Origin of the sequence: Corallococcus sp. 4LFB (assembly GCF_046520365.1) — a bacterium.
GTDB lineage: Bacteria > Myxococcota > Myxococcia > Myxococcales > Myxococcaceae > Corallococcus > Corallococcus caeni.
The window spans coordinates 1-9,745 of sequence record NZ_JBKGHJ010000339.1 but is presented as its reverse complement, the minus strand read 5'-3'; the positions used below and the strand labels follow the sequence as shown (position 1 = coordinate 9,745).

The 9,745-nt window shown below is 72.3% G+C and carries 10 protein-coding genes; 5 read left to right on the top strand and 5 right to left on the bottom strand.

The window, feature by feature from the left end; translation table 11 throughout:
* The first annotated feature begins 175 nt into the window (after positions 1-175).
* Positions 176-1,042, top strand: a complete 867-nt coding sequence (locus tag ACLEQD_RS29305; protein ID WP_410388535.1) for a methyltransferase domain-containing protein — start codon at positions 176-178, stop codon at positions 1,040-1,042.
* Here ACLEQD_RS29305 and ACLEQD_RS29300 read toward each other — a convergent pair.
* Positions 1,032-1,892 (bottom strand): SDR family NAD(P)-dependent oxidoreductase, encoded by an 861-nt coding sequence (locus ACLEQD_RS29300; protein WP_410388533.1) that lies wholly within the window; start codon positions 1,890-1,892, stop codon positions 1,032-1,034. The genes ACLEQD_RS29305 and ACLEQD_RS29300 overlap by 11 nt on opposite strands.
* 71 nt (positions 1,893-1,963) lie before the next feature.
* Positions 1,964-2,710 carry a 3-keto-5-aminohexanoate cleavage protein gene (locus ACLEQD_RS29295; RefSeq protein WP_410388532.1) on the bottom strand — a complete coding sequence of 249 codons (747 nt, stop codon included), beginning with the start codon at positions 2,708-2,710 and terminating at the stop codon, positions 1,964-1,966.
* Between the two features lie 158 nt (positions 2,711-2,868).
* Between ACLEQD_RS29295 and ACLEQD_RS29290 the strand changes: the two genes are divergently transcribed.
* A complete protein-coding gene (locus ACLEQD_RS29290; RefSeq protein ID WP_410388530.1) occupies positions 2,869-3,525 on the top strand; it encodes a DUF2378 family protein in 657 nt (218 codons plus the stop codon).
* On the opposite strand, the gene ACLEQD_RS29285 is transcribed toward ACLEQD_RS29290, so the two are convergent.
* Entirely contained in the window at positions 3,432-5,699 is a 2,268-nt protein-coding gene (locus tag ACLEQD_RS29285; protein WP_410388528.1) for a hypothetical protein, read from the bottom strand. The genes ACLEQD_RS29290 and ACLEQD_RS29285 overlap by 94 nt on opposite strands.
* A 220-nt stretch (positions 5,700-5,919) precedes the next feature.
* On the opposite strand from ACLEQD_RS29285, the gene ACLEQD_RS29280 reads away from it, so the two are divergent.
* From ACLEQD_RS29280 to ACLEQD_RS29270, 3 genes are all read left to right on the top strand, one after another.
* Positions 5,920-6,462 carry a DUF2378 family protein gene (locus ACLEQD_RS29280; RefSeq protein WP_410388527.1) on the top strand — a complete coding sequence of 181 codons (543 nt, stop codon included), beginning with the start codon at positions 5,920-5,922 and terminating at the stop codon, positions 6,460-6,462.
* 63 nt (positions 6,463-6,525) lie between these two features.
* On the top strand, positions 6,526-7,674 hold the full coding sequence (locus tag ACLEQD_RS29275; RefSeq protein WP_410388525.1) for a helix-turn-helix domain-containing protein: 1,149 nt from the start codon (positions 6,526-6,528) through the stop codon (positions 7,672-7,674).
* Entirely contained in the window at positions 7,671-8,186 is a 516-nt protein-coding gene (locus tag ACLEQD_RS29270; protein ID WP_410388523.1) for a hypothetical protein, read from the top strand. The genes ACLEQD_RS29275 and ACLEQD_RS29270 overlap by 4 nt, the downstream gene beginning before the upstream one ends.
* Positions 8,187-8,189: 3 nt before the next feature.
* Here ACLEQD_RS29270 and ACLEQD_RS29265 read toward each other — a convergent pair whose 3' ends face one another.
* Together ACLEQD_RS29265 and ACLEQD_RS29260 are read right to left on the bottom strand one after the other, a co-directional pair.
* Positions 8,190-8,924 (bottom strand): lysophospholipid acyltransferase family protein, encoded by a 735-nt coding sequence (locus ACLEQD_RS29265; RefSeq protein WP_410388522.1) that lies wholly within the window; start codon positions 8,922-8,924, stop codon positions 8,190-8,192.
* A partial coding sequence (locus ACLEQD_RS29260; RefSeq protein ID WP_410388520.1) for a 3-oxoacyl-ACP synthase III family protein occupies positions 8,921-9,745 on the bottom strand: 825 nt, incomplete at its 5' end. The genes ACLEQD_RS29260 and ACLEQD_RS29265, both read right to left, overlap by 4 nt.

Here is a 9,745-nt window from a genome sequence, read left to right as displayed (position 1 = left end):
GGCATGCCCTACGAGGCGGCGCGCGCGCGGCTGGAGTGGGCGCGGCACCTGCCCCCGGAGGCCCCGGAGCGCGCGAGGCTGCTGCGGCGGGCGGTGGAGGACTTCACCCGGCTGGAGGCGCGCGACGACCTGGCGCGGGCCCTGGCCGAACAGGGGACGGCAGGGTGACGAAGCGATGATGTGGGTGCGGGACGTGGCGTTGCTGTCGTGCCCGGATTGCCGGGGCCAGCTGGTGTGGCACGGGCAGTGCGAGGACGGCCGGCTGGACGAGGGACGGCTGCTGTGCGGCGGCTGCGGCGAGACGTGGGAGGTGGCGGACGGGCTCGCCCGGCTGTACCGCGAGGACCGCGTGCAGGGCACGGACCGCCTCATGCGCCACCTCTACGACGGCCTGCCCGCGCTGCATGATCCGCTGACGGCCGCGCTGACGCCGCTGTTCCAGTCCGTCTCCGAGTCGCGCATGCGCGACGGGTACATGCGCCGGCTGGAGCTGGGCGCGCTCAAGCCGCGCGACGACGGCCAGCCCGTGCGCGTGCTGGAGGTGGGCGTGGGCGCGGGCGCGAACCTGCCGCGCATCCGGGGCGCGCTGCCGCCGGGCCTGCCCGTGGAGGTGTGGGGCCTGGACCTGAGCACCGGCATGCTGGCCCAGTGCGAGAAGCGGCTGCGCAAGGGCCGGGGCGTGAGGGACACGCGGCTCCTGGTGGCGGACGCGCACGTGCTCCCGTTCCGCGACGCGACGTTCGACCGCGTCTTCCACGTGGGAGGGATTGGGAGCTACCGCCAGCCCGCGGTGGCGCTGCGGGAGATGGCGCGCGTGGCCCTGCCCGGCACGCCGCTGGTGGTGGTGGACGAGCAGCTGGACGCAACCTTCCGCCCGTCGCTGTTCCAGCGCGCCGCCTTCCGCGCCCTCACGTTCTACACGCGCGAGGCGAAGAGCCCGCGCGCGCTGCTGCCGCAGGGCGCCGAAGGCGTCATCGAGGAACAGGTGTCACCGTTCTACTACTGCCTCACGTTCCGCGTTCCGGCGGCCGTCACGGGTTGAGCACCAGGTCCAGCAGGCGCAGCGTCATGCCGCCCGTGAAGTCGATGGTGGCGCCGTTGAACCAGGCGGCGTCGTCGCCCACGAGCACGGTGACGAAGCGGGCCACCTCGTCCAGCGTGCCCATGCGCCCCGCGGGGGTCATGGCCGCGTGGCGCGCCTCCAAAAGGGCCAGCGCTTCGGGCGAATAGACGTGGCGCAGCGCGGGCGTCATCACCGTGCCGAACTTGAGCAGGTTCACGCGGTGGCCCTTCGGGCCCAGCTCCACGGCCAGGTGGCGCACGTACATCTCCAGCGCGGCCTTGGCGGCGCTGATGAGGCCGGTGTTGTTCAGGTGCGTCTCATCCAGGGGGTTCTGCAGGCCCAGCAGGCGCGCGTCCGGGGCCAGCAGGTCGCGCTGCACCAGCGCCTGCGCCCAGTACACGAACGAGTGCGCCATGCAGTCGAACGTGCGCTGGATGCGGCGCGGGTGCAGCCGGTCCGGGCCGTCGGAGAGGAAGTGGCCCACGGACGCGCCGGCGATGGCGTGCACGAACAGCTTCACGCTGCGCGGGCCCGCGCGCTGGAGCAGCTCGTCCGCGCCGGCCTCGGCGGCCTCGGGCGTGGAGGCGTCCGCCTGCCGCAGGTGCACGTCCCGGCCCAGGCCGCGCACGCGGGCCTCCAGCTCCCGCGCGGTGTCCACGTAGCGGCCCCGGTGCACGCCGAAGACGTTCAGGCCCGGCTTGCGCGCGACGGCCTCCGCGATGGCCGCGCCCGTGCCGGAGGAGGCGCCCAGGATGAGCGCCCACGCCGGGGCTGGAACACCCTCCGAGGCTGTGGAAGGGGCTCCGGCGGCTCCTGATGGCACGTGCATGGTGCGCCCATCATAAGAAGCGCGGTGCGGCGGGGCTCGGGAGATGAACAGCCCGTGCGGGCAGTGAAGTTTCACCGCGCGCGCACGGACTGGAGGGCCGTGGCCACCAGCGCGGCGTTGTCCTCCGCGCGCCGTCCGTCCGGAAGCGTGAGCGTGTCCTCCAGGCCGATGCGCGCGTCGAAGCCGTGGCGCAGGGCCAGGTCGAGCACGGCCCACGCGCCGCCCTCGGAGCCGTGCACGAGCAGGGGACGCGCGAGGCCCGTGGCGCGCAGCAGGTCCACCAGCGTCCGCGCCTCCTGGCACGCGGCCTCCGGCTGGGAGGACTGCGTCTCCACGAGGATGCGCAGGCACGCGGACGCGCGCGGCCACGCCAGGAGCCGGGGGACGTCCTCCGGGAACCACACGCCCGCCTCCACGCCGATGCCCGCGTCGAGCAGCGCGTCCGCGATGGCCTCCCAGCCGGGCTCGGACAGGTTGACGGAGGCGAAGTCGGGCCGGGCGCTCGCGGACAGCGCCTTCCAGCTGGCCACCCGCGCGCGGCGGGCCGTCACGTCCGGGAGGATCCACGCGCCGGTGCTCACACCCACCGGCACGCCCGGACAGGCGCGGCGGATGGCGGACACCGTCACCCCGAGGTCCGCCGCGTCCAGGGACTCGCCGCCGTGCGCGGCTCTTGGGTGCACGTGGAACGCGCCCGCGCCCGCGGCGTGACAGGCGGCGGCGTCGCGCGCGAGCGCTGCGGGGGTGACGGGCAGCCGGGGGTGCTCCGTGGCCGCGCGGGCTCCGTTGAGACAGGCCTTGAGCAGCATGCGCGGCATGAAGCCATGGATGCCCCCCGGTCCACGGGCTTCGTGAAGTTGCTCCGTTCGCTGGTGGAAACCCCGCTGCACCCAGGGAGGGGTGGGTTGTTCCCGGGTCCGGGAGCGTTTACCGAAGAAGGACGCATCCCCACGCCGTGGAGAAGGGGCTTCCCATCGTGCGTCCTCTGGAAAAGGTCGTGTTCGGCCACACCGTCGAAGGCCTGCTGGTGGCCCTGGAGGGGCACCTGGACGGTCCGCTGCGCTCCAGGTTGAAGGGCGTGGGGCTGGACCTGGACCGCAAGCTGGAGCCCGCCTATCCCAAGGACCAGTGGCACCAGATGTTGCTCCTGGGCGCGCAGGTGCTCTTCCCCAGTCACACCCCCGCGCAGGCGCACTGGCACCTGGGGCAGCGCTTCATCACGGCCTACTTCTCCACCCGCATGGGGCGCGCGCTGCAGGGCGTGCTGCGGTTGCTGGGGCCCGCGCGCACGCTGGAGCGCACGTCGCGCAACCTGGCCTATGGCAGCAACTTCCTGCACGTGGACGTGGAGCGCCTGGCCGCCACCGACTACCGGCTCCGGGTGAACGAGGGGGGCATCCACCCGGAGTTCATCGGGGCCCTCTGTCACTTCGGCACGCTGACCACGGGGGTGAAGCACCTCACCACCGTGGTGGAGGCCCACGACGGCCCTCCGCGACGTACCGGATGCGCTGGTAGCCGCGGCAGGGCCCCGGCCCTTCAGCCGTGGGAGACGACGAACTCCTGGTCTCCCACGCGCACCTGGAGCGTGCGCTGCACGCCCGAGCCCAGCTTCCACCGCACGCAGAGCTGATCCAGCCACGCCACGAACGCGGCGACGCGGAAGTCGTCGCACACCAGGTCGTCCAGGGCCATGAACACCTGCTGCACCGCGGAGGTCGCGTCGTTCTCCGCGATGACGGTCTCCAGCTGGATGGCCTTGCTCAGCGCGCTGAGCTTGTCGAGCAGGTCCTTCCAGAACGCGTACACCTTGCCGTACGGCCGGCTCCCGATGTCGCCCCCGTAGCGCGACGCCTGCACGAGCACGTCGGAGAACGTGCCCGTGGCGCCGCTCTGCTCCCAGTGCGACGCGACGAAGCCGTCCGCGCCCGCCTGGGTCTTCAGGTGGTACGCCACGGTGGCCCTCGCCTTGTCCAGCGTCCAGTCCTTCGCCCCGTCCTTGAGGTACGCGTCCCAGAGCGGCGCGTAGAGCTCCTCCCGGCGCTGGAGGCTGGTGCGCACGGGCTGGCTGGCCCGGGGCAGGGCTCGCGCCAGGCCTCGCGCGAAGGCGTTGCGTTCGAAGACGGGCTCGCTGCCCAGCTTCGCCAGCAGCCTGCGGAAGCTGGCGCTGTCCACCCGCAGCTCCAGCCGCGTGGTGGTCTTCGTGCCGGCGGGCGCCGCGCGGAAGAGGCGCTCCACCAGGGCCGGTGCGTCCGCGGGGAGGACCGCGCCCCAGACGGTGGCGGCGTCCACCGCGCGCTGGATGAGCTCCTTCGACAGCCCGTCCTCCACCTCGCTCTGCGCGAAGAGGGAGTAGTCGAACTCGTCCGCGCTGGGCGTGAGGCTGAAGCGCGGCATCTGGGCGTTGAAGTCCAGGCCCCAGCGCGAGGTCTTCCCGTAGAGCAGCCCCGAGCTCGTGTAGCTGCGCGCCCCCAGGAAGGCGTAGCGGCGCGGGCCCTGGCGGTGGTCGCGGGAGGCGTGCTGGACCACGGACCTGAGCTTGCGCCGGTCCTCCTGCGAGGCGAAGTTGACGTCGCGCCAGCCCAGGCCCAGGCCCCAGACGCGCTGGGACTCCACGGACCTCATGTGGAAGTAGCGCCGCAGCCACGCGTCCTTCACCCGGTGCTGGATGGAGGCCAGGTCGCCGGAGATGAACGCGCCGTGCGCGCCCGCCAGCTCCTGGACGGGCACCTCCAGCTCCAGGAGGGTCGCGTCCTCGGTGCTCCGCGCGTACTCGTATTCGAAGCCCGCCTTGAGCGCCCCGCTCACCACGCTCTCGACGAAGTCCTTCAGCTCCTCGTACGCGGCCTTCACCGACGCGAGCGTGGGCTCCACCGCCTTGAGGAAGCCCAGCTGCTTCAGCAGCGCGGCGGCCACCTGGAGCAGCGCGGGCGTGAGCGCGCCCTGCTCCAGGCCCTCGACGATTCGCAAGGCGTCCTGCACCCTGGCGTCCGCGGCGCCCAGGATGGAGGCGAGCAGCGGCGACGCGTAGTCCAGCGACACGCCCGCCGACACGTGGGCCGCCGCGGCGTCCGAGGTGGCCTTGCGGACCGACACGCGGAACGGCCCGCCGTCCTTCGGCCGCGAGAAGACGATGCGGAACTCGTCCTGGAGCGACACCGTGCCGCCGATGGACGCGCCCGCCTCCGCCTTCAGCTCGAACACCAGCTGCCCGGCCAGCCGCCTGGCGAGCGCCGCCACCAGGGACGTGCTGATGGCGGACCAGGACACCTTCACCCCGGCCTTCAGCTCCACGCGCGTCTGGAAGGACAGCGCGTCCCCGGGCTGGAGCGCCTGCACATCCCCCAGCACGAACGGCAGGCGCAGGGACTTCGCGTCCGAACCCAGCGCGTCCTCCAGCGTCTTCGTCGCGGCGTGGTGCCGGTAGTCCGCGACCTTCACCTGGAGCGAACCGCCGCCGCTCAGCTCGACGAAGGGGAAGTTGCCCTGGCCGTTGGCCTCCGCGCTCAGCTCCGCGGCGTACTTCAGCCAGCACGCGGCCCCGTCCGGCGAGAAGAGCGGCTCCGCCGTGGAGCCGTCCAGCTCCTTGGGGGGCACGCCGATGATGCCGTACGCGTCCTGGTCATCCCGGTCGTTGAAGAGCTCCACGGGGACCTTGAGCGCGCCCATCAGCGACACCTTGCCGCCCTGGATGGGGATGGCCGGGTGGCCGTTCAACTCCGCGTGGCCCAGCGCCTGCTCGTGGGCGGCGTTGCCCAGCGCGAGCTTCAGCGTGTTCACCGCGGGAATCTGGATGCTCCAGCTCATGAGGTCCCCCGAAACGTGAAATACCGCCGTCCATGGACAGCTGAGCAATCATTGCCGCGAGGCCTGCCTGGACGCCTCTGACGACGGGGAGGTGCGACTGTCCTCACCGTGAAATCGTCATCACCCCGGGGATGTAGGGGTTGTTCACAAGTCGGTATCCGGTCTAACCAGGGGGCACCCAGCCGCGTCATCCCCCGAGCCGCGGCGGGAGGAGCCCCCTGTGTCGAACCCCTCCGAGATCGTCTTCGGCCATACGGTCGAGGGCCTGCTGTTGGCCTTGAAGGGCCGGCTGGAAGGCCCGTTGCGCGCGAAGCTGAAGGACGCCGGGCTGGACCTGGACCGGAAGCTGGAGCCCGCGTACCCCAACGCCGTCTGGCAGCGCGTGTTGCAGACCGTCGCGACGGAGCTGTTCCCGAACGTGACCATGAACGAGGCGCAGTGGCTGCTGGGCGAGCGCTTCATCTCGGGCTACTTCGAGACGAACATGGGCCGGGCGCTGCAGACGGTGCTGAAGCTGCTGGGCCCTGCGCGAGCGCTGGAGCGCACGTCTCGCAACCTGGCCTCCGGCAGCAACTTCCTGCACGTGGACGTGGAGCGGCTGGCGGACACGGACTACCGCATCAAGGTGAGCGAGGGCGGGACGTACCCGGAGTTCATCGGCTCCATCTGCCACCACGCGACGCTGGCCACCGGCGTGAAGGGGCTCACCACCGTGGTGGAGGCCCGCCAGGGCCGCGCCGCCACCTACCGCGTCCGCTGGTAGCCGGCCGCGCCGCGTCCGGCGGGTGGCCTTGCCACCTGTCAGGTCCTGCTTGATGCTGAAGCCATGACGCAAGGGCCGCCCCCGGACGATGCCTCGGATGCCCTACGGGAGCTGGGCCGCCGGCTCTCCAAGCGGAGGAAGGAAGCCGGGCTGGAGCTTGAAGCCCTGGCCGCGCGTGCGCGGGTTTCCGCGCCCCTCCTCCGGACCTTCGAGCAGGGCGAGCAGGCGCTGGGACTCAGTGCGCTGACCCGGGTGGCCCTGGCGCTGGGGCTTTCGCCTACGGCCTTCTTTCATACGTCCGCGCCCGTGGAGCAGGCCCCCGTGGAGCCCGAGGCGCTCCTCAAGGGAAGCGCGATGAGCGCTTCGCTCTCCGATGAGGACCGGGCCTTCCTCGTGGAGGGGCTGCGGCAGGCGCGGGCCTTCAGCCTGCTTGGAGCGCTGCGGCAGGTCCCCCGGCTATCGGAGCAATTCCTTCCCGAGCCGTCCCCCAAGAAGAACGCCCATCAGGCGGGATATGCGTGCGCCCGGAGGGTCCGGGCCCTGCTCCCCGAGCGACAGGGCCCGCTGCGCAACCTGGGCCGGCTGATTGAAAGTCACTTCGACGTCCTCATCCTCCGTCATGCCTTCGGGAGTCCCGCGGTGCATGGCGTCAGCTGCCGCTCTGGGGACGCCCGCCTCATCGTCATCCACGCGGAGCTGACGCGTGAGCCCGTGCGCCGCTTCGTGCTGGCTCACGAGCTGGCGCACCAGTTGCTCGACCTGTCGGAGAGCGATGTGCGGACGGACGAGGGGCGTTTGGACTCGTCGCGCTTCTGGATGGAGAACCCTCCCGCCGAGAAGCGGGCCAATGCGTTCGCCGCCATGCTGCTGGCGCCAGAAGAGGCCGTGACGCAGCACCTGGGGGTCGCGAAGCCGGAAGGATACGGGTTGAAGCATGCCCGGGAGCTGGTCATCCAGGCCCGCACCCACTTCGGCCTCAGCTTCTCCGCCATGGCCTGGCACCTCTACAACCTTCGGTACATCCGAGAGCGCGAGACGGTGGAGGCCCTGTTGATGGCCCCGGACGAAACCGTCCTGGAAGGCTTCGAGGACGACACGCGCTTCACCGGCATCGAGCGTCGTGCCCTGGATGCGCATGCACACGAGCTGATTTCATCGAGCCGGGCTCGCGAGCTGCTTGGCCGCCCTGTCGAGGACCTGCTCGCGACATGAGGCGGTACGTCGTCGACACGGATGTGCTGGCGAACGTCCAGCGCGCGGGGCATGCCGTCACGCTGCGGGAGCTCGGAACCCTCCCCGTCGTCATCACGGACACGGTCTGGGATGAGTTGACCGTGGGCGCTTCCCTTGCGGGTGCCCCGGAGCGGCTGGTCCAGGAGGCGGAGGCGATGCTGAAGGCCATCGCGGGCGTTCCCACCGTCCTGGTGCCGCAGAGCCTGGAGGCCCGGACGCTGGTCCAGCTCCAGCTCCCGCCGGTGACGGAAGGAATGGGGGAGCACTCCGTGATTGCCTACGCCTGCCACCACCCCGAAGCGACGGCGATCCTGCATGATCGACGCGCCCTTCACCGCGGCATCGAGGAGCTTCGCGGGCGGGTCCTCTCCCTGCACGGGTTCCTGGACGTGCTGCGCCGGGAGCACGGGCTGGCACCGAAGGCCGCCCACCAGATTTCGGAGTGGTACTGCGTTCGCAACAAGCCGCAGCGCCGCCCGCTCTGGTGGTGAGGCTCAAGCCGGCCGCGCCGCGTCCAGCAGCCCCTGCACCGCGCCCGTCACCTCGCGGTGCACCGTCCGCAGCGCGTCCCGGTCCTCCGCGTCGAACCCCGGGGCCAGGTGGGTCGTCAGCGGATTTCCTACCCACTGGGTCATCTTCACCGGGAAGGGCAGGGACAGCGGCCACAGGCCCGTGGCGCCCACGCCCAGCCACAGCGGCAGCCGGCCGGGCATCCCCACGCGCTTGCCCCAGGCGTAGCCGTCGTTCAGGCCCACGTACGCGTCGTCCATGCCGTGGCCCGCGATGGGGACGATGGGCAGCCCGTGGCGCACGGCCAGCCGCAGGTAGCCCAGCCGCTCTCCCCAGTCCACGCGGTAGCGGTGCCGGAAGTCGCGGCAGCCCTCGCGCGTGCCCCCCGGCTGCACCAGCACGTGCTCGCCCTTCGCCACGGCCTGCGCCAGCAGCGGCCCGTCCCCCGTGACGAAGCCCAGCCCGTCCACCACCTGGCGCAGGCCGGGGATGCGGTCGAACGCGCCGTGCGCGATGCCGTGGGGCAGGTAGCCCAGCCGGTCGTGCAGCGTCACCGTCAGCATGCACAGGTCCACCGCCAGGGGCCGCCCGTGGTAGCCCACCAGCAGCTTCGCGCCGGGGCGCAAGAGCGGCTCCAGGTTCACCACCTCGTAGCGGTGGTAGCGCTGGAGCAGGCGGAACGTCGTCAGCCACGCGGCCCTCGCCGCCACCGCCGTCACCCGCCCACCCGGTACAGCACCGCGCCGTGCGCCACGCCCGCGCCCACGCCCACCATCAACACCCGGTCCCCCGGCTTCACCGGCCGCGTGCGCCACAGCCGGTCCAACCCCGTGCCCAGCGACGCGGAGCCCACGCTGCCCACCGTGTCCACCACCGTGACGCTCTTCTCCGCGGGCACCTCCAGCGCCTGGAGGATGGCCGCGAACATGCTCCCGTTCGGCTGGTGCGTGAGCACCCACTCCACGTCCGCCACCGTCAGCCCCGCGCCCTGCAGCACCGCCGACGCCGCGCGCGTCAGCGCCCCCAGCGCCACGCGGGTCATGTCGCGCGACGGCGTGAGGAAGCGCATGCCTTCGCGCTGGCCCGTCTGGTGCGGGTTCTCCAGGACGACGTCCGGCGGCAGCGTGCCGTCGTTGCCGAACGCCGCCCCCAGCACCCCTTCACCGGGCCGCGCCTCGCCCAGCACCACCGCCGCCGCCGCGTCGCCCAGCACCAGGTAGGGGCGCGGGTCCTCCGGCCGCGTGGTGCGCGACAGCAGCTCCACGGACACCACGCCCACCGGCCCCAGCCCCGTCGCCACCGAGCGCGCCGCCAGGTCGAACGCGCTCAGGAACCCCATGCACGCGTTGCCCACGTCCATGGCGTCGCACGTGCCGGACAGCCCCAGCGCCGCCGCCACCCGGCTGCCGTTGGCCGGCGTGGTGACGTCCCCGCCCATGGACGACACGAAGAGGATCCGCTTGAGCGCCGTCGCCGGAAGCCCGCCGCCTCCAGGGCCTCCCGCAGCCGCCCGGGCCCCAGGCTCCGGCCCGCGCGCGCC

What these genes read in the sequence shown, in the direction of transcription:
- ACLEQD_RS29305 (WP_410388535.1), top strand. Translation starts at nt 176, where the DNA reads ATGATGTGGGTGCGGGACGTGGCGTTGCTGTCGTGCCCGGATTGCCGG.
- ACLEQD_RS29300 (WP_410388533.1), bottom strand. Translation starts at nt 1,892, where the DNA reads ATGCACGTGCCATCAGGAGCCGCCGGAGCCCCTTCCACAGCCTCGGAG.
- ACLEQD_RS29295 (WP_410388532.1), bottom strand. Translation starts at nt 2,710, where the DNA reads ATGCCGCGCATGCTGCTCAAGGCCTGTCTCAACGGAGCCCGCGCGGCC.
- ACLEQD_RS29285 (WP_410388528.1), bottom strand. Translation starts at nt 5,699, where the DNA reads ATGAGCTGGAGCATCCAGATTCCCGCGGTGAACACGCTGAAGCTCGCG.
- ACLEQD_RS29275 (WP_410388525.1), top strand. Translation starts at nt 6,526, where the DNA reads ATGACGCAAGGGCCGCCCCCGGACGATGCCTCGGATGCCCTACGGGAG.
- ACLEQD_RS29270 (WP_410388523.1), top strand. Translation starts at nt 7,671, where the DNA reads ATGAGGCGGTACGTCGTCGACACGGATGTGCTGGCGAACGTCCAGCGC.